This window comes from Mycobacterium sp. NPDC006124 (genome assembly GCF_040614235.1).
GTDB lineage: Bacteria > Actinomycetota > Actinomycetes > Mycobacteriales > Mycobacteriaceae > Mycobacterium.
In genome coordinates this window covers 266,568-292,103 of sequence record NZ_JBEXUA010000006.1, presented here as the reverse complement: position 1 = coordinate 292,103, position 25,536 = coordinate 266,568, and the positions used below count along the sequence as shown (strand labels likewise).

At 67.1% G+C, this 25,536-nt stretch carries 19 protein-coding genes; 11 read left to right on the top strand and 8 right to left on the bottom strand.

The features are described from left to right. The first annotated feature begins 154 nt into the window (after window positions 1–154). On the top strand, window positions 155–982 hold the full coding sequence (locus ABZ195_RS15325) for an alpha/beta hydrolase (RefSeq protein WP_355219057.1): 828 nt from the start codon (window positions 155–157) through the stop codon (window positions 980–982). Between the two features lie 70 nt (window positions 983–1,052). Here the strand turns inward: ABZ195_RS15325 and ABZ195_RS15320 are convergent, their stop codons facing one another. Next, on the bottom strand, window positions 1,053–1,271 hold the full coding sequence (locus ABZ195_RS15320; protein WP_355219055.1) for a hypothetical protein: 219 nt from the start codon (window positions 1,269–1,271) through the stop codon (window positions 1,053–1,055). A gap of 305 nt (window positions 1,272–1,576) precedes the next feature. Here ABZ195_RS15320 and dnaK point away from each other — a divergent pair, with 305 nt between their 5' ends. From dnaK to ABZ195_RS15295, 5 genes are all read left to right on the top strand, one after another. After that, window positions 1,577–3,439, top strand: coding sequence for a molecular chaperone DnaK (gene dnaK, locus ABZ195_RS15315; protein WP_355219053.1), 1,863 nt, complete (start codon window positions 1,577–1,579; stop codon window positions 3,437–3,439). Further along, window positions 3,436–4,077, top strand: coding sequence for a nucleotide exchange factor GrpE (gene grpE / locus ABZ195_RS15310; protein ID WP_355219051.1), 642 nt, complete (start codon window positions 3,436–3,438; stop codon window positions 4,075–4,077). The genes dnaK and grpE overlap by 4 nt, the downstream gene beginning before the upstream one ends. A gap of 43 nt (window positions 4,078–4,120) precedes the next feature. Beyond that, window positions 4,121–5,299, top strand: coding sequence for a molecular chaperone DnaJ (gene dnaJ, locus ABZ195_RS15305; RefSeq protein ID WP_355219049.1), 1,179 nt, complete (start codon window positions 4,121–4,123; stop codon window positions 5,297–5,299). After that, on the top strand, window positions 5,299–5,688 hold the full coding sequence (locus ABZ195_RS15300) for a helix-turn-helix domain-containing protein (RefSeq protein WP_355219047.1): 390 nt from the start codon (window positions 5,299–5,301) through the stop codon (window positions 5,686–5,688). The genes dnaJ and ABZ195_RS15300 overlap by 1 nt, the downstream gene beginning before the upstream one ends. 372 nt (window positions 5,689–6,060) lie before the next feature. Further along, window positions 6,061–7,380 carry a mannosyltransferase gene (locus tag ABZ195_RS15295; RefSeq protein ID WP_355219045.1) on the top strand — a complete coding sequence of 440 codons (1,320 nt, stop codon included), beginning with the start codon at window positions 6,061–6,063 and terminating at the stop codon, window positions 7,378–7,380. Here the strand turns inward: ABZ195_RS15295 and ABZ195_RS15290 are convergent. Continuing rightward, window positions 7,377–9,485 carry an acyltransferase family protein gene (locus tag ABZ195_RS15290; protein ID WP_355219043.1) on the bottom strand — a complete coding sequence of 703 codons (2,109 nt, stop codon included), beginning with the start codon at window positions 9,483–9,485 and terminating at the stop codon, window positions 7,377–7,379. The genes ABZ195_RS15295 and ABZ195_RS15290 overlap by 4 nt on opposite strands. A 229-nt stretch (window positions 9,486–9,714) precedes the next feature. Here ABZ195_RS15290 and ABZ195_RS15285 point away from each other — a divergent pair, with 229 nt between their 5' ends. After that, window positions 9,715–10,923 (top strand): mannosyltransferase, encoded by a 1,209-nt coding sequence (locus ABZ195_RS15285; RefSeq protein ID WP_355219041.1) that lies wholly within the window; start codon window positions 9,715–9,717, stop codon window positions 10,921–10,923. Then, complete coding sequence (locus tag ABZ195_RS15280) at window positions 10,916–12,136, top strand: mannosyltransferase (RefSeq protein ID WP_355219039.1); 1,221 nt, start codon at window positions 10,916–10,918, stop codon at window positions 12,134–12,136. The genes ABZ195_RS15285 and ABZ195_RS15280 overlap by 8 nt, the downstream gene beginning before the upstream one ends. Here ABZ195_RS15280 and ABZ195_RS15275 read toward each other — a convergent pair. The 3 genes from ABZ195_RS15275 to ABZ195_RS15265 are packed head-to-tail and all read right to left on the bottom strand — an operon-like array spanning window position 12,123 to window position 14,902. Next, window positions 12,123–13,025, bottom strand: coding sequence for an aldose 1-epimerase (locus ABZ195_RS15275; protein WP_355219037.1), 903 nt, complete (start codon window positions 13,023–13,025; stop codon window positions 12,123–12,125). The genes ABZ195_RS15280 and ABZ195_RS15275 overlap by 14 nt on opposite strands. 18 nt (window positions 13,026–13,043) lie before the next feature. Further along, window positions 13,044–14,210 (bottom strand): FAD-binding oxidoreductase, encoded by a 1,167-nt coding sequence (locus ABZ195_RS15270; RefSeq protein ID WP_355219035.1) that lies wholly within the window; start codon window positions 14,208–14,210, stop codon window positions 13,044–13,046. Between the two features lie 32 nt (window positions 14,211–14,242). Next, window positions 14,243–14,902 (bottom strand): GAP family protein, encoded by a 660-nt coding sequence (locus ABZ195_RS15265; RefSeq protein WP_355219033.1) that lies wholly within the window; start codon window positions 14,900–14,902, stop codon window positions 14,243–14,245. Window positions 14,903–15,060: 158 nt separating this feature from the next. On the opposite strand from ABZ195_RS15265, the gene ABZ195_RS15260 reads away from it, so the two are divergent. From ABZ195_RS15260 to ABZ195_RS15250, 3 genes are all read left to right on the top strand, one after another. Next, complete coding sequence (locus ABZ195_RS15260) at window positions 15,061–16,446, top strand: hypothetical protein (RefSeq protein WP_355219032.1); 1,386 nt, start codon at window positions 15,061–15,063, stop codon at window positions 16,444–16,446. 126 nt (window positions 16,447–16,572) lie between these two features. Next, window positions 16,573–19,749 (top strand): multicopper oxidase domain-containing protein, encoded by a 3,177-nt coding sequence (locus tag ABZ195_RS15255; RefSeq protein WP_355219031.1) that lies wholly within the window; start codon window positions 16,573–16,575, stop codon window positions 19,747–19,749. Window positions 19,750–19,779: 30 nt separating this feature from the next. Further along, on the top strand, window positions 19,780–20,922 hold the full coding sequence (locus tag ABZ195_RS15250) for an AI-2E family transporter (protein WP_355219029.1): 1,143 nt from the start codon (window positions 19,780–19,782) through the stop codon (window positions 20,920–20,922). On the opposite strand, the gene ABZ195_RS15245 is transcribed toward ABZ195_RS15250, so the two are convergent. Genes ABZ195_RS15245 through ABZ195_RS15235 form a run of 3 tightly spaced genes read right to left on the bottom strand, consistent with a single transcriptional unit; the run spans window position 20,903 to window position 25,424 of the window. Next, complete coding sequence (locus tag ABZ195_RS15245) at window positions 20,903–21,874, bottom strand: antibiotic biosynthesis monooxygenase (protein ID WP_355219248.1); 972 nt, start codon at window positions 21,872–21,874, stop codon at window positions 20,903–20,905. The two genes, ABZ195_RS15250 and ABZ195_RS15245, sit on opposite strands and share 20 nt — an antisense overlap. An 8-nt stretch (window positions 21,875–21,882) precedes the next feature. Then, window positions 21,883–24,600 (bottom strand): molybdopterin cofactor-binding domain-containing protein, encoded by a 2,718-nt coding sequence (locus ABZ195_RS15240; protein WP_355219027.1) that lies wholly within the window; start codon window positions 24,598–24,600, stop codon window positions 21,883–21,885. Further along, entirely contained in the window at window positions 24,597–25,424 is an 828-nt protein-coding gene (locus tag ABZ195_RS15235; protein ID WP_355219025.1) for an FAD binding domain-containing protein, read from the bottom strand. The genes ABZ195_RS15240 and ABZ195_RS15235 overlap by 4 nt, the downstream gene beginning before the upstream one ends. Window positions 25,425–25,536 lie beyond the last annotated feature (112 nt).

Below are 25,536 nucleotides of genomic sequence, written 5' to 3'. Positions count from 1 at the left end.
GGCTCGATGGTACGACCGTCACCTGAGCGGCACCGGGCAATGGCGGGTAGCTCCTGGTGGCTCGAGTGCCTTCTCCGCCAGCTACGCGATGACGTCACGAGATGGCAAGCACTACGGGGCCAGTCCGGGGTTGGGCCTCTGCTTTGCTGTCGGCATGACGTTCCTGAGTCGGCGCCGCGTGATCGCCGCGGCGGGTGGGGTGGCGGCGTTGGTGGCCGGCTGCTCGCCACGCGCCCGCGGCGACGACGATGGGTCGATGCGCATCACCTACGGCCCCGATCCCAGCCAGTACGCCGAACTCTCGCTGCCGAAGGATTCGACGTCGGCCCCGGTGGTGATCGTGGTCCACGGCGGCTACTGGTCCTCGAGCTATGGCTTGGAACTCGGCCGCCCGTTGGCCGCCGACCTGGTGGACCGCGGCTTCGCGGCGCTCAACGTCGAGTACCGGCGGGTGGGCAGCGGCGGCGGCTGGCCGCAGACGGGTCAGGACGTGGCGGCGGCCGTCGACGCGCTCGCGGGTCATTCGGCGGGACTGGATCTCAGTCAGGTTGTCGGACTTGGCCATTCGGCGGGTGGACAACTGGCGGGGTGGCTGGCCGCTCGGCGCGGCGGTGCCGTCACTCTCGCGGGCGCCGTGCTGCAGGCGGGTGTGCTGGATCTCGTCCGTGGTTCGGCTGACGGGCTCGGCGGCGGTGCCGTGGACGCCTACCTCGGTGGCTCGCCGGAAAGTGCCCCTGCTGCGTACGCCGCGGCCTCACCCGTTGCCCTGGTGCCGCTACGCGTGCCTACGGTCTGCGTGCACGGCACTGCGGACACGCTGGTGCCGCTCGACCAGTCCGAGGGTTTCGTCGCCGCGGCGTCCGCCGCCGGTGACACCACCGAATTGCACACCTTCGACGGCGACCACTTCGATCCGATCACCGTCGGTACGCCGGCCTGGGACCTCTGCGTCCGAGGACTGCAGAAGCTGACCGGCCGCTGACGTACATCAGGCCCTCCCCCGGGGATTGGTTGGGGAGGGCCTGATGGGTTCGTGGGGTGGTGCGGTCGGGCTACTTGCCGGTGAGGTGGGCGATGTAGGCCGGGCCGTGGTTGCCGTACCAGCCGGGGCCGACGGTGGGGGCCGGGGTGGCGTAGGTGTTGGGGCTGTGGAAGTTGCCGGTGCTCTGCGGGGTGGTGGCGGTGGGTGCGGCGGCGGCGGTGCCGGCGAGTCCGAGGGCGGCGGCGCCCAGGACGGTGGCGGCGATGAGGCTGCGGGTGATGGCGTTCATGGTGACTCCCTGTGTCGTTGTCTGACTGCCGTTTTGGCGTTGAGATGACTATGTCGTGGTGCGGCGGCGGTGTATGTCCGATGACCGGCGGACGGCGGGGATGAACGTGGTGTCCACCGATCGGGGGAGGCCGTCGAGCGTGTGGCTCTGCCGGGGAATGAATCGCGCACCGGCTCGGTTGACCCATTCGACAACTTGAGTGAATCAGACTCAACTCTTGCTTGACAGCACCGCACCCGCGGGGGCAAGCTTGAGCGCGGTCCACTCAGACCCATGAACGTTTTTCTATACAGGAGGCAGTAACTATGGCTCGTGCGGTCGGTATCGACCTCGGGACCACCAACTCCGTCGTCTCGGTGCTCGAAGGCGGCGAACCCGTCGTCGTCGCCAACTCGGAGGGCTCACGTACCACCCCGTCGGTCGTCGCGTTCGCGCGCAACGGCGAGGTGCTGGTTGGTCAGCCCGCCAAGAACCAGGCAGTCACCAACGTCGACCGGACCATCCGATCGGTCAAGCGCCACATCGGCACCGACTGGTCCGTGGCGATCGACGGCAAGGACTACACGCCGCAGGAGATCAGCGCGCGCATCCTGATGAAGCTCAAGCGCGACGCCGAGAGCTACCTGGGTGAGGACATCACCGACGCGGTCATCACCGTGCCGGCATACTTCAACGACGCCCAGCGCCAGGCCACCAAGGAAGCCGGCCAGATCGCCGGCCTCGAGGTTCAGCGCATCGTCAACGAGCCCACCGCGGCGGCGCTCGCCTACGGCCTGGACAAGGCCGACAAGGATCAGACCATTCTGGTGTTCGACCTCGGTGGCGGCACGTTCGACGTCTCGCTGCTCGACATCGGCGACGGTGTCGTCGAGGTCCGCGCGACCTCCGGTGACAACCACCTCGGTGGCGACGACTGGGACGACCGCATCGTCACCTGGCTCGTGGACAAGTTCAAGGCCTCGGCGGGCATCGACCTGACCAAGGACAAGATGGCCATGCAGCGTCTGCGCGAGGCAGCCGAGAAGGCCAAGATCGAGCTCAGCTCCGGTCAGTCCACCTCGATCAACCTGCCGTACATCACGGTCGACGCGGACAAGAACCCGCTGTTCCTCGACGAGCAGCTCAGCCGCGCGGAATTCCAGAAGATCACCCAGGACCTGCTGGACCGCACCCGCAAGCCGTTCCAGTCCGTCATCAAGGACGCCGGCGTCTCGGTCTCCGAGATCGACCACGTCGTGATGGTCGGCGGTTCCACCCGCATGCCCGCGGTGACCGAACTGGTCAAGGAACTCACCGGTGGCAAGGAGCCCAACAAGGGCGTCAACCCCGATGAGGTCGTGGCCGTCGGTGCCGCGCTGCAGGCAGGTGTGCTGGCCGGTGAGGTCAAGGACGTGCTGCTGCTCGACGTGACCCCGCTGAGCCTCGGCATCGAGACCAAGGGTGGCGTGATGACCAAGCTCATCGAGCGCAACACCACCATCCCCACCAAGCGGTCGGAGACCTTCACCACCGCCGACGACAACCAGCCTTCGGTGCAGATCCAGGTGTTCCAGGGTGAGCGCGAAATCGCCTCGGCGAACAAGCTTCTCGGCTCCTTCGAACTGACCGGCATCCCGCCGGCCCCGCGTGGCACGCCGCAGATCGAGGTCACTTTCGACATCGACGTCAACGGCATCGTCCACGTCACCGCCAAGGACAAGGGCACCGGCAAGGAGAACACGATCAAGATCCAGGAGGGCTCCGGCCTCTCCCAGGAGGACATCGATCGGATGATCAAGGACGCCGAGGCGCACGCCGAGGAGGACCGCAAGCGTCGCGAAGAGGCCACGGCCCGCAACGACGCCGAGGCGCTGGTCTACCAGACCGAGAAGTTCATCAAGGAACAGCGTGAAGCCGAGGGTGGCAGCAAGGTCCCCGAGGAGACGCTGACCAAGGTGGAGGCGGCGATCACCGACGCCAAGTCCGCACTCGAGGGCAACGACATCACCGCGATCAAGTCGGCGATGGAGAAGCTGGGCGTCGAATCCCAGGCCCTCGGGCAGGCGATCTACGAGGCCACCCAGGCCGAGCAGGGCGCCGGAGACGCTGCGGGCGGATCGTCGCAGAAGGCCGACGACAACGTGGTTGACGCGGAGGTCGTCGAAGACGACGAGCAGGAGCGCAAGTGACTGGCGATGAGCCGCTTGCGCGAAGAGAATTCGGTCAGGAGAACGATCCGCACGAGCCGGTGACCATCACCGACAAACGGCGCGTCGATCCCGACACGGGTGAAGTTCGGGACGTGGCGCCGGCCCCCGAGGGGTCGGCGCCCGCCTCCGAGCCGGTAGCGGAGAACGACGAGGCCGCCGAGCTCAAGGCGACGCTGCAACGCGTCAAGGCGGAATACGACAACTACCGCAAGCGCGCCGTGCGTCAGGAACAGTCCGCGGCCGAGCGTGGCAAGGCCTTCGCGGCCACCCAGCTTCTGCCCGTCCTCGACGATCTCGAGCGGGCACGCAAGCACGGTGACCTCGAAGCCGGACCGCTGAAGTCGGTGGCCGACAAGCTGACCGGTGCGCTGCAAGCCATCGGGCTGGTGGCCTACGGCGTGGAGGGCGACCCGTTCGATCCGTCGCTACACGAGGCCGTGCAGCACGAGGGCGACGGCACTAACCCGGTGATCGGCACCGTCATGCGCCAGGGCTATCGCCTCGGCGACGGCCCGGTGCTGCGGCACGCAATGGTCGGGGTGGTCGACTCCGTCGGCGATCCCGACACGAATCACGTGTCGAATACTCACGACGCACCGAACGGCAACGAGAATTAGATCGATGGTTCCACAGGACTGGCAGGAAGGGAGGTGACGCAGCGTGGTCCAGCGCGAATGGGTTGAGAAGGACTTCTACAAGGAACTCGGCGTCTCCTCCCATGCCAGCGACAGCGAAATCAAGAGTGTCGCCCGCAAGTTGATGGCGGAGAACCACCCCGACCGCAACCCGAACAACCCGGTTGCCGAGGAGCGGTACAAGGCGGTCGGCGAAGCCAAGGACGTCCTCTTGGACAAGGCCAAGCGCAAGGAGTACGACGAGACCCGTCGGCTCTTCGCCAACGGCGGCGGCCGTCGCTTCGGTGGCGGCGGGGGCGGCGGCAACTTCGGCGGCTTCGGCGGTGAGGGTGGCGAATTCAACCTCGGCGACCTCTTCGACGCCGCCCCCCAGACGGGTGGGGCCAACATCGGCGACCTCTTCGGTGGGCTGTTCGGTCGCGGTGCTCAGCAGCCGCGGCCCAGCCGCCCCCGCCGGGGCAACGACCTGGAGACCGAGACCGAACTGTCGTTCCTCGAGGCCACCAAGGGCGTCGCGATGCCGCTGCGGCTGACGAGCCCGGCCCCGTGCACCAACTGCCACGGCAGCGGTGCGCGGCCGGGCACCAGCCCGAAGGTGTGTCCGAACTGCAACGGCGCCGGCGTGGTCAACCGCAACCAGGGTGCCTTCGGGTTCTCCGAGCCGTGCACCGAATGCCGCGGCACCGGCTCGATCATCGAAGAGCCGTGCGACGAGTGCGGGGGCAAGGGCGCGACGACCAGGACCCGCACCATCAACGTCCGTATCCCACCGGGGGTGGAGGACGGCCAACGCATCCGGCTGGCCGGCCAAGGCGAGGCGGGTCTGCGCGGAGCACCTTCGGGCGACCTGTTCGTCACCGTGCACGTGCGACCCGACAAGGTGTTCGGGCGCACCGGTGACGACCTGACCGTGACCGTTCCCGTCAGCTTCCACGAATTGGCCCTTGGCACAACGCTTTCGGTGCCGACGCTGGAGGGCAAGGTCGGGGTCCGGGTGCCCAAGGGAACCTCGGACGGACGCATCCTTCGGGTCCGCGGCCGCGGGGTGCCCAAGCGCGCGGGCGGTCACGGTGACCTGCTGGTCACGGTGAAGGTCGCGGTGCCCCCGAACGTGGAGGGCGAGGCCGCCGAGGCGCTCGAGGCCTACGCCAAGGCCGAGCGGGCGAGCGGGTTCGACCCGCGGGCCGGATGGACGGGTGCGTGATGAGCGCCGAACGCAATCGTGACGAGGCCCGCACCTTCCTGATCTCGGTGGCCGCTGAGCTCGCGGGCATGCACGCCCAGACGCTGCGGACATACGACCGGCTCGGCCTGGTCAGTCCGCAGCGTAGCTCCGGCGGCGGACGCCGCTACTCCGAGCGCGACGTCGACCTGCTCCGGGAGGTGCAGCGGCTCTCTCAGGACGAGGGCGTGAACCTGGCCGGCATCAAACGCATCATCGAGCTGACCAATCAGGTCGAGGCGTTGCGCTCGCGGCTCAGTGAGATGGCCGACGAGGTGGAGCGGTTGCGTGCCAACCAACGTCGTGACCTCGCCGTCGTGCCCAAGAGCACGGCGCTCGTGGTGTGGCAGCCGCGTAAGGGCGCCAGGTAGTCGAACGCCGGACAGCACTTGGGTTGCTGTGGTCGTCGATCGGTCCGCACATTCTCCCTACTTTCTCCCCATTCCCCGTAGTCGTCATTTCGTTCCAAGGATTTGGTTTCGCAGCGTGAGTTTGCCAAATTCGACTGATCATGAATTTGGTAATTCGACGAGCGACGCCGACCGAAATTCGGGCGATTGATTTCGTCGGGCGATGCGGGTGGAGAGCCTGCGCAAATTGCGTCTTGCCATTAAATTGATGCTGCGTCGTGAGCCCTTGGGTGTGCGCTCGCGGGGCCACACAGTGTCGGGCTAGCTGAACGCGTTCTTGATCGAAGTGCAGTGAAGCGTGGGGGAGCGCCATGGTCGAGGGGGAATGGCCGGATGACGACGATTGACTCGAACATCCACGGCCGGCGTGCATCGGCGTCATGGCCGCACCATCTGACGACGGCGGCGCCATGGGTGCTCGGCGCCAGCTTGATCTTTCGTCTCGTCGGGTCGGTCATGGTCTACGAGGATCTCTATCCCGACTTGCGGGTCTACGTGGTGGGTGGGGCGGCCGTGGCCCACCCCGGCACGTTGTACGACGCCTTCTCCGTCGACGGCGTTGGCCAGCATCTGCCCTTCACCTACCCACCCTTCGCCGCAATTCTGAACTACCCGCTGCACCTGGTGCCATTCGTGGTCGTCGCATTCGTCTGGACGGCAGCCACCGTGGCGGCTCTGTACGGCGTGGTGCGCATCAGTCAGCGCATGACAGGTGGCGGCAGTCGCAGGGTTGGCATGTTGTGGACCACCGCAGCCATGTGGTTCGAACCGGTTCGAAGCACCCTGGACCTCGGTCAGGTCAACGTCTTCCTCCTGCTGGCCGTCCTCTACGCCGCCTACTCCTCGAAATGGTGGCTGTCGGGATTGCTGATCGGTGCCGGGGCGGGCGTCAAGTTGACCCCCGCGATCGCCGCCATCTATCTGATGGGGATGCGACGATGGGCCGCGGTCTGCGCCACCGTGGTGGCGTTCGCCGCAACGATCGGGGTGGCCGCCCTCGTCAATCCGCAGGACACCGAGCTCTACTTCATCCACTTGCTCGGTGACGTGCGACGGATCGGCACCGTTGACTATGCGCCCAATCAGTCTTGGCAGGGCACGATCTCGCGGATCGTCGGGTACGACACGGGCCGCGGAGCGCTTCTGTTGATCGCGATCGGGGGGACCGCGGTACTGGCGGTATTCGCCTGGCGCGCGTTGGGCGCCAGCCCGGCCGGCCGTGATGCGCTGGGATCACTGCTCGTCGTCCAATTGTTCGGTTTGACGGCGTCGCCCATCTCCTGGGTCCACCACTGGGTATGGGTGGTGCCGTTGATGATTTGGCTGTTCCACGGGCCCTGGCGCCACGCGTCGGGAGCCGCTCTGATCCGGTGGGCCTGGATTGCCGTGCTCGTCGTCGGAGTGCCGACGCTGTTGTCGCGGCAGCCGCAGGATTGGTCGCGCCCGTGGTACCTCGCGTGGGCCGAGGCCGTCTACGTGCCCATGACACTGGTCGTGCTGGCGTGGATGGTCGTCGTAGGCAGGCGCAGATCGGCAGGCGCGCGGCTGATCCCGCGTGTCGCGCCTGAGATCAGCCCCTCGGTCGAGCATCCGGTCGGCGCCACGGGACTCGTCGACCATTCGCGCCACGCGGGGTCTGCGGCGAGGAATTAGTTCGGCGCGCCAGCGGGATGGGGTGCCAGCACTGCCGTCACCGTCGGGGCGAACTGATCCGCGAGCAGCTCGGTGGCTCCCGCGCTCAAGTGGTCGGTGTCGTGAAAGTTGACGATGCCATTCCGAACCGCTCGGCACATCTGAGCGTCGCACACCACGTCGACGGGATCGATCACCTGCGAGCGGCCCCCCAGGGTGGCATGCAAGCGCTGGAACCATTCGGCTGTGCCGCCCCAATACTGCTCCTCGTCCCGTCGGCTCACGTCGCAGTCGAATGACCGCCAGCGTCGCGTCGCGCACTCGGGCCCGGGTCTGTCCAGCTCGGGGGAGAGGCCGAACAGATCGACGCCCACCCCGGAGCGTGTGAGTTCGGCCAGTAGAGCCGGCAACCCGGCGTTCATGAGTGGGCCACTGTCGGTGATCAGGTTACGAGACTCGCGGTCGAGGCTGAGGAACAACTCGGGACGGCCTTGGTAGATGGGCCATCTCGCGGCCAATACGACCCGCACGGTGCTTCCTCCGGCGATGGCAGCGTGGATCCATTGAAGGGCCGCGTCGTTGTGCCGTCGGCACATGTCGAGTCGCGTTCGCTCCAGTCCGTAGGGCATGTTCGGCAGCGGGGCGGCGCTGGAGAGGAAGGGCGGGCAGGCGCCAAGGGTCATCGCCACCACGTTCACGGGTCGACCATCCGCCGCCTTCAACACTCCCGGGAGGATCATCTGGGAGTACGAGTCACCCCACACGACGATGGACGGCCGCGTCGCATCGAAGCCATTCACCGGGCATGCGGCGTCATGGGATGTGGCCTGCAAGTCCATGTCATGCGAGCACTCCGAGGGAAATGCCGTGTCGTACTTCGCATGCCAGGCCGCAGCCCACCGTTCGTCGCCTGCCATCCGGTTGGCGAAGACCAAGGTGCCAACGGCGAGCGAGCAGGTGACGGCGATGGCGAGCAGTCCGGCCCCTACCGTCCGGCGGCCGTCCCGTGGGCGGTGCGCGACGTCGCCACCCGGGCGGGAGCGGAAGCGAGGTTCCCAGAACCGGTAGCTGGCCACGGCGAGTCCCAGCGCGACGAGAACCGCGAGGAGACGAACCCACTCCGGAGGTTCTCGTAAGTACCACGTCGCGACGATGGACAGCAGCGGCCAGTGCCACAGGTACCACCCGTAGGACACCTTTCCGATTCCGATGACCGGCGCAGAGAGGAGGTATCGACCACCTAGGTCGCTGGGGGAGATCTGCGCCCAGATCAATCCGGCAGTCGCCAGGGTGGGGATCAGGGCCCAGGCGCCCGGAAAGCCGTACTCGGGCAGACCCATCACCGTCACGGTCAGCAGCACCAATGCCGAACAGACCCACGCGAGTCGGCGAAGCAGTGGTGACCCCTTCGCCGGGCTGACCACTGCCAACAGCGCGCCGATGCCCAACTCGTAAGCGCGACCAAACGGAAGGTAGAACGCCTGGCTCGGAGCGAAGCGCGCCACGTAGATGGCACAGAGCAGAGAACCCAGGCAGACCAGGACGATCAGTGCGGTCATCACCCGTCGTCGGTCGCGGCCGAGGCGGCGCACGATCAGAGCCGTGAGACCGAACAGCAGCGGCACACCGAGGTAGAACTGTTCTTCGACCGACAACGACCAGGTGTGGAGGAACACGTTCGGTTGATACGTCGGAACGAAGTAGTCACCGGCCAACAGGCTGAAGTAGAAATTCGACGTCGACGTGGCGGCGGCGATGGCGCTCTTGGCGACGGCCTGCTGTTCGCCGGCTGGATTGAAGACGAGGACGCTGAGCACCAGGGTGACCACGATCATCAGCAGTGCTGCGGGGGCCAATCTTCGGACTCTGCGGCCGTAGAACGCCCACCAACTGACGGCCCCGGTCCTGGTCCGCTCGTCGGTCAGGCTTCGAAGAATCACGAATCCCGAGATGACGAAGAAGACGTCGACGCCGGTGAATCCGCCGGTGAAACCAGGCACCCCAGCGTGAAACGCAACGACCATGACGATGGCGACGGCGCGGAGCGCGTCGATGTCCCGGCGGTACGCTTCTCGCGAGGGTGGGCGATCGGCTGCGACGATCGACGACGCTGTCGGGTCGGTCAACGTGCGAGCCTCATCTCTCTCGACCGTCGAATGACGGGCAAGCCATTCTTGCAGGCGCATAAGGGCTGGCGACGTCGCCAATGACGATGATGTAAATAGGTCGATCCGGCTTTGCGTGGAGGTTCGGGAAAACAATTCGAAAAGTTTCATAATCGGGCCGGCGATGATCGGGTGCGATTGCTCGATCGCGGCGATGCAAGGCCATTCCCTCGACGCTATAGTCACTCCAGTGAATGCGGAGCTGGTCTCGGACACGCGTCCCCGGCTCGCCCGAATGATGTACTTTGCGCCAGTCCTGCTCGCCGTCAGCGTGGTCATCCGGCTGGCATCGACGATGATCTCCTACTTCGTCGCAGGCGACTTCTTCTTCGACCTTCACGTCTACGTGATCGGCGGGGCGGCACTGAACCACCCGGGCACGCTCTATGACGTCTTCTACGTCGACCCGGTCAAGGGCGAGCACCTGGCGTTCACCTATCCCACGTTCGCGGCAATGGTCTTCTACCCGCTGCATCTGCTGCCGTTCGGCCTTCTGGCGCTCCTGTGGCAGGTGGCTCAGGTGGCCGCGGTGTACGGCTCGGTACGTCTGTGTCAGCGCCTGATGGGCGACGACGACAGTCGGCGCGTCGCCATGTTGTGGACGGCGGCAGCTCTGTGGCTGGAACCCGTGGCGAGCAACTTTCAGACCGGTCAGGTTGGTGTGTTCCTCATGCTGGGCGTGCTCTACGCCGCCTACAGCACACGCTGGTGGGTGTCGGGCCTCCTCATCGGCGTCGGTGCCGGCATCAAGCTGACGCCGGCGATCACCGGTCTCTACTTCCTCGGCATGCGGCGCTGGGCCGCCGCGGCGTTCTCGGCGGTGGCGTACTTCGGCACGGTTGCGGTGGCCTACCTCTCGCTGCCCGTCGACACGGGCCGTTACTTCCCCCATCAGATGATCAAGGCGGGCCAGACTCTGCCGGTCGGCTCCTCGTGGAATCAATCGTGGTTGGGTGGCATCTCGCGCATCGTGGGACACGATGCAGGGCCCCGCTCGCTGGTCATAGTGGCGATCTCGGCCACCGCGGTGCTGAGCGTACTGGCTTGGCGGGCACTGGGTTCCGGTACGGGCGGACGCGACCGCCTGGGTTCCCTCCTGGTAGTCCAGCTGTTCGGTTTGACGGCGGCACCGGTGTCGTGGATCCATCACTGGGTGTGGGTGGTGCCCCTGATGATCTGGCTCATTCACGGTCGGTGGCGCGACAAGCCCGGCGCCAAGATCCTGGGGTGGGGCTGGCTGGTGCTCATGGTGATCAGCGTGCCAAGCCTGCTATCCCTGGCCCAGCCGAACATCATGGACTTCAGCAGGCCCTGGCACCTCGCGTGGGCCGGGCTCGTCTACATCATCGCGACGCTGTCGACGCTGGGCTGGATCGTGGCGACGGGTCGTCGTGACTGACACCGCCCTGCGGATCTATCGGCGGCCCCTGACGGCGCCACTCGTGCTCGTCGTCAGTGCCACGGTCCTGCTCGCCGTCACCGTCCTCACCCCGAACAATCTCGTCGACCTGCACGTCTACGTGCTGGGTGGCGCGGCGCTCGAGCATCCGCACACGCTGTACACGTTCGTCTACTCCGGTCAGTCGCCGATGGTGGGACAGGTGCCATCCGAGCCGCTGCCGTTCATCTATCCCCCCTTCGCGGCGATGATGTTCTACCCGCTGTCGGTTCTCCCCTTCGTGGTGGCAGGGCTGTTGTGGCAGCTCGCAATTCTCGCGGCCGTCTACGGCATCGTGCGGATCACCCAACTGCTCATGGGAAATGGGACGCACCGAGAAGCCATGCTGTGGACCGCCGGTGTGATTTGGCTCGAACCGATCCGGGTCTGCCTGAACTTTGGTCAGTTGGGCGTGTTCTTGACCTTGGCCGGGTTGTACGCGGTCTACAGCAGACGGTGGTGGGTGTCGGGTCTGATGGTTGGGTTGGCGGCCGGGGTCAAGCTGACTCCGGCGATCACCGGCGTCTACCTCGTCGGCGTACGCCGTTGGGCGGCGGCCGTGGCGTCGGCGGTGGTCTTCTTCGCCACGATCGCGGTGTCGGTACTCGTCGTTCCGACCGAAACGCGCTTCTACTTCACGGGTCTGATTAGCCGCTTCGCGGTGCCGGTCGGTACGGCGAGCAACCAGTCCTGGAGGGGTGCCATATCGCGGATCGCGGGTCACGACGTCGGTCGCGGCATCGTGGTGATCGTGTTGATCATCGTGACGGCAGTGGTGGCGCTGCTTGCGTGGCGTGCGCTCGGGGGGCGGGGAGGGCAGCCTCGCGATCACGTGGGTTCGCTGCTCGTCGTGCAGGTCTTCGGCTTGTTGGTGTCACCGATTTCCTGGGTGCACCACTGGCCGTGGCTCATTTCGCTCATCATCTGGTTGTTCCGCGGCTCGCTCGGCGATCACGCTGGTGCCCGGGTGCTCGGATGGATCTGGTTGGCCGTGACCCTGGTGGGCATCCCGACTCTTCTCGCCCAGGCCGAACCGAGCGTCTGGCAGATCAGTCGGCCGTGGTACCTCGCGTGGGCTGCCGTGATCTACGCCGCCGCGGCGATCGGGACGTTGGGGTGGATCGTGGTGACCGGGCGACGGGTAAGCGCTGAGGACACGATCACCACACCTTGATCGAGAACCTCGTCCTCTCCGGCGTTCCCGCGACCGCGAAGCGATAGGTGCCCTGCCGCAACGCATCCGTCGGCGCGGCCATCGGTTCGATCGCGATGACGTCGTCGTTGGGTGGCGCGAACAATTGCGTGGCGGGATACCCCCTGAGGAACGCCACCTCGACGCGGCGGTCACCGCCGGCGACGGCGAAGACCGCACCGTCGGGCACCTGGTCGAAGCCGTCGTCGTAGGTGGTCGTGCCCAAGGTCTCCGAACCACCCGGCCAATCGGCGTGCTCGCCGGTCGGCAGGCCCCAGTTGTCCACGGTGCGGTGCCGCATGGCCGGGGTCGTCAGAACCCAGTCGGCCCGCGGGACGCCTGGCAGCCGAAGGTAGGGGTGGTAGCCGAAGCACAGCGGCACCGACGCGGCGGTCGTCGGCATCACGGTGGTCTCCACCGTCAGGGTGCGATCCTCGAGCGTCATCGTCTGGGTCAGTACGTGGGGGAACGGAAACGACGCCAGGAGCCGCGGGCGCCCGCCGTAGTCCAGGACCGCGGTCAACGAATTCTCCGAGCGGTCCGAGACGAGCCACCCGGGGTAGGCCGTGAGCACCCCGTGAATGGGCACGCCGTGCTCGTCGGTGCGCACCCCGCCGGTACCGGGGGTGAGGGTGACGACGGCGCCGTTGATCCCATACTTGCTGGCGCTCAACCGATTTGCCCACGGATAGAGAATCGGCACCCCCATGGTCTTGCCGGCGGTGATGTAGGCGTCCAGGCCGCGCCGCTGGCCGAGGAATTCGTTGTCCCCGTCGCGCAGCGACGTCACGATCATGCCGGCCATGGGGACCACGGTCGCCGTCAGCGACGACGACGGGTCGGTCAGCGTGACGGCTTCGAACTCAGACATCCGGCGATTCTGTCACGCCTACCCGGTCAGGGGATCGTGTTGGATGCGGCCTGGATCGGCACCCCTGGCGATCAGGGCAGCCCTCGTCGCCTCGACCATCGCGGGCCCGCCGCACACCAGAATCTGCCGGTCACTCCAGCTGCCGTATCGCGTCACCACCTCCGGCAGCCGGCCGGTCTGGCGGACGTGCAGTCCGCGCGGCGGGTCCACGCTGGGGTAGTCGGCTGCCCACGGTGGATTGGTGGAGTACTCCGAGACGGGCGTCACCGACAGCCAGGGGTTGGTCGAGGCGACCTGCCACAGCGTCCGGAGGTCGTAGAGATCGCACGGGTACTTGGCGCCGAAGAACAGGTGCACGCGCGGATTCTGGCCCCAGCGTGCGAGGTTCATGATGATCGACCTCAGCGGCGCGAGACCCGTACCTCCCGCCACCATCAGCACGTCGCCGCCGGCGCGGTCCACGTGCATCGCGCCGTGTGGGTTGGACAGCCGCCACCTGTCGCCGGGGGCGGTCTCGCCGACGATCGCGGTGCTGACCATCCCGCCGGGGACCGAGCGCACGTGGAACTCGACCGCGCCGCCGCGGTCGGCGGGAATCGAGGGGCTCAGGTACCTCCAGCGGCGGGGCCACTGCGGCACCTGCACGGTCACGTACTGACCGGCGTGGAAGTGCAGCGGCGCGTCCAGTTGCAGCCGGACCACCGAGACGTCGCGGGTGACGCGGACGTGCTCGACGACGGTGCCGTCGACGAAGGGTGGACCCTTCTCCGCCTCGGCCGCCCCGCGCATGATCCCCACGATGAGCGTCACGGCCTGCTGCGCGGTGTCGGCCAGCCGCTCATCCCACTGCTCGATGAGGTGACTACGCAACGTCGTCAACAGGGCGTCGCGCATGGAATCGTAATGTCGTTGCGTGACACCATATTTGCGGTGATCGCGACCCAGCTGCGCCAGGAAGGCGACGGGTTCGTCGGCCCGCTGGGCGACCAGTTCGCCGAACAACCACGTCATCGCCGTCGCGAACACGGTGCGCTGCCGGTCCATGTCGGGCGGGAACAGGTCGCGGACCGTGCCGTCGACGGCGAACCAGCGGGTGTAGAAGCGGTGAATCAGCTCGCCGGAGCCTGCCTCGGGATCGAAGGCGTCGCGCAGCGTCGCCAGCGCGTCACGATCGTCGAGTCCCACGCCGTTCGAGTGTAGGGGCTGCGCAGAGCGGGTCAGAGGACGTGAAGTCCGTGCAGGCCCTTGTAGAGCACCAGCAGGCCGAGGACGATCAGAATCCCGGCCACCAGCGCGGCGTGTTGTTCCTCCATCCAGTCCTTCAGCCGGGTCAGCGGCTGGTGCAACCGATCACCGGACACCGCGTAGGCCAGCACCGGGAGCGCCACCGTGGAGGCGGCCATCGCGACGAAGAACAGCACCCCGAGTGCGGCCCCCGTGCGTCCCAGCCCCTCGGTGCCGACCGCCAGACCTGCTGCGGCGCACATGAACAACACCTTGGGGTTGGCCACCACCAGCACCAGTGCGGTGACCAGAGCCTTGCGCGGGGTGATCTTCGCGAAGCTGTTCATCCACTTCGGCGAATGGTCCGAGCGGCCACGGGTCAGCCACTTGTAGACCCCGAAGACCACCAGTGCGCCGCCGACGACGACGCGCACCCACGACGCCCAACCCGGTGGCTTGTCGAGGCCGCCCCCGGCGACGTTGGACACCTCGACGAAGACCTGGGTCACCACCGCGAGTCCCAGAATCCAGCCGGTCAGAAAGGCCAGCCCCGTCGGCCGTGGGCGCGGCGAATGCAGGACCAGCACCCCCGGAATGATCGACAGGGGTGACAGCGCGACCACCAGCGCCAGCGGGATCAGTTCGGCCAGCATCGCGGTAAACGTAGCAAGCGACGATGCCAGCCGCTGCCGAGTCGCCGCCGCGCCGATCGAATCAAGAAATGAATGCTTTCAAAAACAGTGAACAACTGTGCTTACTTGTTGGTAAGTTCCGCCGCGTCCCCAGACCGAATCGAAAGGCCCCCCCGATCGTGTCCGTTACCTTCGCCATCCGTTCCCGCCACCTTTCCGTTGCGTTCCCCGTCGCGGTGGTGGCGGCGGCAAGCCTTGCCGTAGCCCCTGTCGTCGTACCGCAGCCAACACCGAATGCTCTTGCCGCGGAACTGGTCTCGTACTCTCAAGGCGCAGTCGCCTCGGTCGAGGCCACCCTCGGGCACGTCTCGTCCGATGCCGGTTCGATCGTCGGCGCCAATCAGCTCTCGGCTGCGGGACTCTTGGCCGGGACCCCGACGGTGTTGCACACGCTCAGCACCCACCAGCTGGCGAACTTCGTCGCCCAGCCCCAATCCACGGTGCCGCTGGCGAAGGTCCTGGCGGACTCCGGCCAGTCCGGGGTGGCGCAGCTCGCCGCCTCCGATCCGACGGCCGACCTTCTCGCCGCCTTGCAATCGGCGTTCGGGAAGATCCAGGACGCGATTCTCGCAGCCCCCGGCAACGTCGTCATGTCCGTGGGACAGCTACTCGACGGCGATCTGCGGTCCGCGATGTCGACGTTCTCGAATATCGTCATCCAGCCGTTGGTGCTCATCGGCCTGCTCGACCTACCGAACATCACCGCGCCGCTGGCGCAGCTAGCGCCCTTCTTCGCGCCCGTGATCAATGCGCTGCCCGACGTGATCCTCAACGTCAGCGTCACGGGGCTTCAGCTCTTCATCGACGCCCGCGAGGGCGTAGCGGACACGTTCGAAGGCGTGCGGGACGGACTCAAGGCGGGCGACGTCGGCGGAGCGGTTGCCAGCTTCGTCTCGGGGTTGGTGACCATCGCGCAGAAGGGCATCGCCGACACATTCGGAGAAAACGGCTTGGTCTCCGCCTTGTTGGCCAGCGGCAGTCAGCTTCTCCAGGCGATCGGCCAGATCGGAGCTCCGGCAACCACCGCCGCCGCAGCGGACGTCACCGCCTCGAGCGTGGCGAAGGCTGCGACGGCCAAGTCGGTCGCGGTGTCCAGCGATGCTGAGGTCAGTTCCGTGGCGACGAAGGACGCACCGCCGGCCTCGACGCCGCCGGGGACCGACAAGGGAGCCAACCCCGACACCACGACGGAGAAATCTGGCTCGACCGAGACGTCCGGGTCGGCGGAGACGTCCGGTTCGACGAAGTCCGGGTCGACGGAGACCTCCGGTTCGACGAAGTCCGGTTCGACGAAGTCCGGTTCGACGGAGACCTCCGCTTCGACGGAGACCTCCGGTCCGACGAAGTCCGAGGGTGCCACGAAGTCCGAGGGTGCCAGGAAGTCCGAGGGTGCCACGAAGTCCGAGGGTGCCACGAAGTCCGACGGAGCGACCAAGTCTGCTGCGTCGGGCAGCGCCTCGTCGGCTGACCACTCAAACTCCAACGGTTCGTCGTCGGCGGGCTGACCGTCACTCACCCGGCGAGAGATTCTTCCTCGGCTCCTGGGCCGAGGCCATTCGACGCCCGTGACGGGTCCCCGGTTGTACCCTCCGCTCAGCCCGACTGCCGTGTCGGGCTGAGCGGGGGACACCATGCAGCCACGTCACCGGAGATCGGCCGTAGCACTCGTCGTCGTACTTTCGGTGATCGCCATGCTCACCAGTTGTTCGGCGAACGAGCCGCGGGTGTCGCAGAATCCGCCACCCGGGGTCAACGCAGGGCCCGAGGGCAAGCCCGCACCCTTTCGCGAGCCGGTGCGGTTGTCGAGCCGGGACGGCGTCCTCGAGGTGCGACTCTCGGCGCACCAGGGCGCCGTCAACCTGGACACCGTCGCGCAGCCCGTGACCAACTTCCTGGTCTTCGGCTTCGATCTGATCAAGGGCACCAGCTCCGACGGGTCGACCACGGGGGACGACCTCTACCCCGCGCCGACGCTGCACGTCGATCCGGGTCAACGGCTGATCGTCCAGTTCGACAACGACCTTCAGAACCTGACGATCCAGGACTTCTACGACCCGGCCTTCACCCCGAAGGGCGGCGACGTGCCGGTCTACCCGCCGACGCTCACCGAGGCGCCGCTGAACCTGCACACCCACGGCCTGCACGTCAGCCCCTCGGGCAACGCCGACAACGTGCTCCTGTCGATCCCGGCGGGTATGGGCAACGCCTACACCTACGACGTGCCCTCGAACATGCCCAACGGGCTGTACTGGTACCACAGCCACCGCCACACCATGACCTCGCAGCAGACCTATTACGGCCTGGCCGGCCTGCTCGAGATCGGCAGGCCCGACGGGAACCTGCCCCTGGTGACGGAGCGTCACATTCCCGTGCGCGACATGGCGATTCAGTACAACTACGTCTTCGACCGCGCCGGCAAGGGGCATCAGCTCAACAATTACAGCTGGCCGCAGTTCGTCAGCACGCTCACCCCGCCGGTCGGCAACCAGTTGGCCGACGGCACGTATCAACCGAGTCTGGCGCCGGTGAACTCCGCCGAGGTCACCGCGGGCACGCAGTACGTCACCCCCTGGTGGTCGGGTCCACTCTCACCGCACAACAACCGCGGCCAGACCCAGTTCATGCCGTCGAACCTGATCGCGTTCGACGGACCAGGTAAGAGGGTCGCGGAGAATCCGGCCCTGCCGGAGAACCAGCGTGACGTCCAGTTCACCGTCAACGGACAGTTCCAGCCGGAGTTGAAGATCAAGCCAGGCCAGACGGAGATCTGGGTGGTGGCCAACATCAGCGACATCGCCTACATGACGGTCAGACTCACCGAGACCGCGACGGCAAACCACCCCAAGTTCGCCATCGTCGGGCAGGACGGCAACCCCTACACCCAGGTCGGCCGGCCCGTCTACGGTGACGGTACGACGCTCGACGTGCCACCCGCGTCGCGCTACGCGATTGCCGTGACCATGCCCGCCAAGGGTGACCTGGTTCTCGAGTTCCCACCCGATCCCAAGGCCAGGGAGATCGTCAATCCCGGTGTGCTGTATACGGCGAACGGCACCAAGTCGCCGCCGGCGGTACTCGGCACCCTGTCGGTGGATCCGAAGTACATCAGCTATGCCGACGGTTTCTTCGTGTTCCCGACCCAGACGCTGATCCACGCCACGCCGGACACCAGCGGTGCAGGCGAGACGACGGCCTTCGATCCGGGCCAAGATCTGGACGCCTACACCTCGTTCGTCGACACGTCGGTGATGACTCCGGCCGTCACGCGGCAGATGACTATCACCGACACGATCGGCGGGGACAAGGCCAGCAACAACGACCCGAAGGCGGTCATCTACCAGTTCGGCGGCAGCGCGTTCCCCAACGTGCCGCTGATCCAGCCGCGGCTGAACTCCGTCGAGGAGTGGAAGATCAGCAACCAAAACAACGACGCCCATCCAATGCACATCCACGTCAACGACTTTCAGGTGACGGCCATCGACGACCCGAACCGGGGCAAGTCGGGCGTGCAACCGTGGGGTCTGGACAACGCCAACGTTCCCGCGCCCATCTTCGACGACAAGCACGTGGTGACGACCCCCGCCACGTTGACGTTGCGACAGGAATTCCTCGAGTTCGTCGGCACCTACGTGATCCACTGTCACCGGCTCAACCACGAGGACAACGGGTTGATGGCGACGATCAACGTGATCCCGGCGGTCTCCAGCTACGCCGTGGCCGTTCCGGGCGGAAACGGCAAGCCCGCCACGGTCGCGGTGCGAGATGGCAACGGCGACAGGGTGTTGCAAACCGTCGTCCCGTTCCCGGACTTCGAGGGCACGCCGAGCGTGGCGATGGCCGACGTCAACGGCGACGGCATCCTCGACCTGGTCGTGGGTACCGGCAAGGGCGTGGCGGCCGAGGTCGTCGTCTACGACGGCAACGACACGACCCAGGGGGTGTTCAAGTCCGAGTTGGCCCGGTTCGCGCCCTTCGACGCCGGCTTCAGCGGCGGGGTGACGGTGGCCGGTGCCGACATCGACGGCAACTCGGTGCGAGACAACGTCGTCGTCGGTTCGGGCCCCGGGATGGAGTCACAGGTCAAGGTGTTCTCCTCGACCCTGCCCGATCGGACCGGCACCGCGCCCGACGTCTTCTCGGCCTTCACCCCCTATCCCGGCTCCGAATCCGGGGTGGCGCTGGCGACGGGCATGGTCGAGTCCGGTTCTGGCCGCGAGAGCATCGTCACCGCGCCAGGCCCCGGTGACGCGCCCCTGGTCAAGACGTTCCGATACGACCTGTACGAGCCGACTGCTCGCGCCCGCGCCAACGGCACTGCGCCGCAATCACATTCGGCCGGTGGCCGCAACGACCCCCGGATGACGTCGCAGTTCATGGCCTACGACGAGAGCTACACCGGCGGCCTGTCACTGGCGACGGGCTGGGTGGCAGGAGCTGAGGGCGGCTCGAAGAGCATTCTGACCGGCCAGTCGGGTGGTGCCGGCAGCGTGCGGGTGTGGTCGACGGGATCGCTGCTCGACGGGCAACCGGAGATCTACCTGGACGACCCCAACCACCACGAGGACAACGCCACCTACGCCCAGATCGCGTCGTTCGCACCCATGCCCGGCGGGGTGACCCTGGCGACCACGAGCACCACGGTCGGGGCCGACGTCCTGGTGGCCGGTCTCACGCCCGCCGGCTCGGAGGTGCGCAAGTACACGCTCGGGCGGGCGACGCCCGTGGCCACGACCCTCGACCCGACATTGGTGGCGACCCTGCCGGTGGTCACCGGGACCGGAACCCCTGCGCCGCTGGCCGGCCGGTAGGAAGCGGCCGGCGGCGGGTACAGGCGTGCCATGACGGTCCCCACCCGCGGTTCGATCTACGGCGCCCATCTGCGATCGAGCGGCACGGTGGCGATCCAGTTCGTCGCGGTGGTGGCCGCGCTGTGGGTGCTGGGTTGGGTGGTCGGCAAGACCTGGGTGGTCATCCTGCCGGTGGTACTGGCGTTGATCGTCTGCACCGTGCTTTGGCCGCCGGTGCGGTGGTTGCGCGCCAAGGGGGTGCCTCCCGCCGCCGCGGTGCTGCTCGTGCTCCTGCTGGCCGTGGGTGTGGTCGCCGGTCTGGTCGCGGCGGTCGCGCCGGCCATCTTCGAGCAGTCGGTCGAATTGGCCGACCAGGCCCAGGCCGGCGTCGTCCAGGTACGCAACTGGCTCGCCGGACCGCCCCTGAACATCAGCGAGGCCCAGCTGAATTCAGGGGTGTCGGCCATCAACGACGCGTTGAACTCCAGCAGCACGCAGATCGCGTCGGGACTGTTCACGGGCGTCGGTGCGGCTGCGTCGGCACTCGTCACGCTGTTCACCGCCATCGTCGTGACGTTCTTCCTGCTCAAGGACGGCCCGCGGTTCATGCCCTGGTTGCGTCGCAGCGCCGGGATGCCCGCGGCGCCGCACCTCGCCGAGGTGTTGAGCCGCTGCTGGTCGACCCTCGGTGGCTTCATTCGCACCCAGGCCCTGGTGAGCCTCGTCGACGCGGTGCTCATCGGCATCGGCCTGGTGGTCCTCGGAGTGCCGCTGGCCTATGCGCTCGCGATCGTCACCTTCATCGGCGGGTTCGTCCCCATCGTCGGTGCATTCGTCGCCGGGGGTCTGGCCGTCCTGATCGCCTTGGTGTCCAACGGTCCGGTCAACGCGCTCATCGTGCTGGGACTGATCCTGGCCGTCCAGCAACTGGAGGGCAACGTCCTGCAACCGTGGTTGCAGGCGAAGTCGATGAAGTTGCACGCCGTGATCGTGCTGCTCGCGGTGACGTTGGGCGGCACGGTCTTCGGCATCATCGGAGCGTTCCTCGCCGTGCCCGTCGCCGCCACGCTGGCCGTGATCGTCCGGTACTACGGCGAACAGGTCGGCATGCGGGCCGGGGAGACGCCACCGGACGACGAAGGCGTCGAGGACGACGAGGACGACGAGGAACCGGTCACGGCAGATGCCACATGACCTGCGTCACCACGTAGAAGACGACCACCCAGAACGCGTTGAGTCCGACCAGCAGCGCCAGACCGCGCAGGTCGTTGCGTCGGGAGGACGTCCCCGGCGCCGGACGCAGCCAGCGCTTGAGGACGGGGTTGACGTAGTACGGCATCGCCAGAAAGCTCATCGCGAAGCTGGACAACAGATTTCCCACCAGCATGCCGAGCCACAGCGGCAGGTGTAGCGGCGAGAGCGCGAGGGTCAGGAACACCACCGTGGGGTAGAGACCCATCCAGACCGCGAGCGAGGTCTTCACCTCCGACGGCGGCGGCGCCTCGCGGCCGTTCTCGTCGAAGGCGAACCAGCTGCCGAACGAATCGTCGACCGTACGGGACTGGAAGTCGGCGAACTTCTCGCCCTCGGCCAATAGTTCACGGCGCTCGTCGGAGATCAGCCACTTCTCCAGATCCGACTCGTTCTCGAACCGGTAGAGCGTGGTCCATTCGTTCTGGATGCCCTCGACGGGCCGGAAGACCTCGCTCCCCCGGAAGCCCTCGAATCGTGCCTCCGCCAGGCGCAGCCGCTCCTGCCAGGCAAGGAAGTCCGCCACGCAGTCGGGAGTCACGCGATGGGTCACGACGACGGTCACCAGAGGGTCGATCGGCCGTGCCCCGCCGCTGATCACCTGCTGCGTGCCAGGTCCGTCGAAGAATTTCGCTCCCTCGATCAGCATCGCCTGACGGGTGGCGCTGTTGAGCCATGCCTGCACGTGGGCGATCGAGTCGAATCGGTACACCACCACCCAGTCGGACTGCACCGCCGTCGGAGGGTTGACCTCGGCACCGAGGAACCCCGGGTACACCGCCGCACGGGCGTTCATGTTCAGCTGCCACGCCTCGAAGTCGCGCTCGGAGCCGGGTCGCACCTTCTGGCCGATGATGACGGTGGCCGCCGTGTCGGTAGACCTCTGGCTGTCCACGGCGCCGCTCACGCCACGGGAGTCGGGCGACCTGCGGGCAGCCGGTCGTAGATGCGTTCGGGGGTCAGTGGCAGGTCGCGGAACCGTACCCCGGTCGCGTCCTGGAGTGCGTTGGCCAAGGCGGGGGCAACGGGATTGATGCAGCACTCCGCCATGCCCTTGGCCTTCATGGGGCCGACGGAGTCGCCCGACGTCACGAACAGGATCTCGGTCCTGGGCACGTCGGCATAGGTCGGGATGCGGTAGTTGCGAAGACTCGGATTGGTCATGACGCCCGCGTCGTCGACGTGGAAGTTCTCGGTCAACGCGAAGCCGATGCCCATCGCCACCCCGCCGTCGACCTGCCCGCGTACCTGAGCCGGGTTGATGAGCACCCCGGCGTCGGTGGCGTGCACGCTGTAGAGGATGCGGATCTCACCGGTGACGCGGTGTACCCCGATGCGGAAGCCGTGGCTGTTGGAGGTGACGCTTCGCGGCGAGCCAAAGGCCTTGCGCGACTCCGTGAGCCGGATTCCCCGGACCGCCGCAGCCGCGACGATCTCGGACAGGGAGATCCTGCCGGTTCCGTAGACCACGCCGTCGTGATCCAGGGTGCACTCCTCGAGGGCCACGCCGGTGTGCTGAGCGACGAAGCGCAGGATGCGGTTGCGGAGCGCCGTCGACGCGTAGTTCACGGCGTTGCCGGCGACGAACATTCCCGCACTGGCGAACGCACCCGTGTCGAAGCCGGTCCGGTCGGTGTCGGACTGCACGAGGTGGATGCGGTCGGGGGTCGTCGCAAGGTTGGTCGCGGCGATCTGAACGTGCACCGTGGAAGTGCCCTCACCGAATTCGACGGTGCCGACGGCGATCTCGTAGACACCGTCGGCGCGCAGTGTCGCCCAGGCGTCGCTGATGTGGTCGGTGGGTGGTGCGGTCTCGTGCAACGAACTAGCCGCCCCGGATCCGACGAGCCAGTCGGGCCCGAGGTCGCCTCCGGACTGGTCACGCCGTAGGGCGGCGTCGACCAGGTCTAGGCACTCGGTGATGCCGTCCTCGGTGAACTCCACGTCGTCGGCGTGATCGGCCAGCGCCAGCAACGGGTCGCCGGGACGCACGACGTTTCGTCGGCGCAGTTCCATCGGGTCGATCCCGAGCTTGACCGCCAGTTCGTGGATCGCGCATTCGACGGCGTAGCCGGGCTGGGTCATGCCGTAACCGCGCAGCGCGCCGCTGGGCACGGTGTTGGTGTAGACCGACCAAGCGTCAAACTTCTTGTTGGCGCAGCGGTACAGCGCAATCGCGGCGCCGCCCGCGAACAAGGTCTCGCCACCGTGGTTGCCGTAGGCGCCGGTGTTGGAGACGTTGCGGTAGCCGAAGGCGGTCAGCGTGCCGTCTGCCCTGGCACCCAGGGTGACCGTGATCTTCATGGGGTGTCGAGGGGAGGCCGTGACGAACTCCTCCTCCCTGGTGAACTCCAGGGACACCGGCCGACCGGTCTCCATCGCGGCGAGAGCGGGAAGGTCTTCGGTGATCAACTCCTGCTTGCCGCCGAAGCCGCCGCCGACGCGGGTGCAGAACACCCGCAGCTGGTCGGGCCGCAGGTCGAACAGATGCGCCAGCTTGAGCTTGGCGATCGAGGGGGACTGGGAGGCCGTGCGGACGTTGAGCCGCCCACCCTGCATCCACGCGATCGAACCGTGCGTCTCGAGGTGGGCGTGCTGGACCCTGGGCGACGTGTAGGTCGCCTCGTGCACGACGTCGGCCTCGGCCAAACCCACTGCCAGGTCGCCGATTTCGCCGTGCAGTTCGAGCAGCACGTTGTGGCCCTCGTCGCTGGCGAACGGGTCGTCGGAGGCGTGCAGCCGGGGTGCGCCGTCGCGCATCGCCTCCTCGGGGTCGAATACCGCGGGCAGGATCTGATATTGGACGACGACGCGGCGGCAGCCCTCCTCGGCGGCTCGGACGGAGTCGGCGAGCACCGCGACGACGCGCTGACCGACGAAGCGCACGACGTCGTCGAGCATGTAGGTGTCGTCGGGGTCGACGAGGTGATCGGTGTGGATGGCCGTGCTGTAACGCTTGCGGGGTACGTCCTGCCAGGTGTAGACCCGCTGCACCCCGGGGACTTCCATCGCCGCCGAGCAGTCGACGGACACGATCCGAGCGTGCGCGTGGGGGGAGTGCAGCACCTTGAGGTGCAGCATGCCCTCCATCTGGGTGTCCATCGTGAACTCGGCCGTCCCGGTCACGACCTCCGTGGCGGCCGGCGCACCGACGCTCGTGCCGACGGCCTGCCCCGGTGCGGGCTCCTCGATGGCGCCGACTCCCTTGACCGCATCCTCGATCGCACGGTAACCGGTGCAGCGGCACAGATTTCCCTTCAGCGCCCGGGGGAGATCCTCCTTCTGCTCGTCGGTGAACGTAGCAGCGGTCATGATCATGCCGGCGGTGCAGAATCCGCACTGAAAGCCCGGTGCCCGCCGGAACTGCTCCTGCATGGGATGCAGGTTCTCCGGCGTCCCCAGGCCTTCGATCGTCGTGACCTCGGAGCCGTCGGCGCGGAAGGCCGGGGTGATGCAGCTGTGCACCGGCTTGCCGTCGAGCCACACCGTGCAGGCACCGCAATCGCCTGCGTCGCAACCCTTCTTGACCCCGTACACGCCCAACGACCGGACGAAGGTGCGGAGGCATTGGCCGGGCTGCGGCTCGGCGTCGAAGACCCGACCGTTCACGGTGTAGCTCATCGGGTGGCTCCCATGCCGAGTTCGGTGCGGATCTGCTCGGCGAAGTGCCTCGCCAGGTGCTTGCGGTGGCCCGGGCTGCCGTTGGGATCGTCGAACCAGACGTCGTCGTCGATGGCGTCGACGGCTGCGGCCATGGCGTCGGCGGACGGTACGGCGTCGAAGGCCAGCTGGATCGGGTGCGTGGTGGCCGCGGTGATGGTCAGCGTCAGATCGTTCGCGCCGTCGCGCTGCGTTCCGACCACGAATATCGTCGACCGACCCATCTTGGTCAGCGTGAAGCGGCGGTGAACCTGCCTGCTGCGAAGCGCGTCGACCGGAATGTGGATGCTGCGCAACAACTCTCCGGGTCGAAGGATGGTGGTGTGGTTGCCGGTGACGAAGTCGCCTGCATCGACGGTGCGCGCGGTCCCGGTCGTCGACCACAGTTCGTAGGTCGCCTCCAACGCCACCGCCATGGTGATCATGGGGCCTGCGGGCAGGGCCATGCAGACGTTGCCGCCGACGGTCGCGGAGTTCCACACCTTGAACGACGCGAGGAACGCCTCGCAGCTGGTGCGCAGTAGCGGTGCCGCGGTCCAGTCGCTGGGTGCGCTGAAGGCGTGGAGGTCGGCGATGGTGCACGTCGCCCCGATCTCGAGACCGTTGGCGTTGGCGCGCAACGAATCCCAACCCAACGGAGCGAGATCGATCAGACGTCGGAGTTCGGGCTGCGGGTCGGAGTAGAGCCACGTGCCACCGGCGAGCCATGCGTCGCCCGGGCGCCACGTCCGTCCTGGCGGGTTCGACGGGACGCGGACGACCTCGGTGACCGTGCTGATGTCCACTCGTCTCCTCACTCCGTCAATGCCCGCTTGACTTTAGGGCAGCGCCGTCGTCCGTCGGCGACGAACGACACCGCCGTCTGTCGCGTTCGTAAATTGGCTACCGTTCTGCGAC